Annotated in this window: 1 protein-coding gene; it reads left to right on the top strand. The window is 39.6% G+C overall.

What is annotated here, in order from left to right:
• Positions 1–328: DUF1206 domain-containing protein (locus DSM106972_RS50100; protein WP_148129294.1), on the top strand; the 328-nt coding region annotated here is incomplete at both ends.

Consider the following 328-nt stretch of genomic DNA (forward strand, 5'->3'; position numbering starts at 1 on the left):
CAGGTTTGGCATTGACGGCAGTAAAACTGATTATGGGTTCGAGAAGTAATGACGACGAGCCACTTGAAGATTGGACAATATATTTTTTAGCTCAACCTTTTGGGAGATGGCTTGTTGCACTGGGGGGAGTAATGGTAATTTGTGTAGGAATTTCTTTTTTGTTTCAAGCATACAAAGCAAAATTTCGTCGCGAGTTAAAACTTGACGAAATGTCTTATCGTGAAAGAACTTGGGCTGTTTGCTTAGGCAGATTTGGAATTGCTGCTCGTGGCTTTGTTTTTGGTATCATCGGCATTTTTTTAGTTTTAGCAGCTATTCAAGTTGATGG

Origin of the sequence: Dulcicalothrix desertica PCC 7102, assembly GCF_003991905.1 — a bacterium.
Classification (GTDB): Bacteria; Cyanobacteriota; Cyanobacteriia; order Cyanobacteriales; family Nostocaceae; genus Dulcicalothrix; species Dulcicalothrix desertica.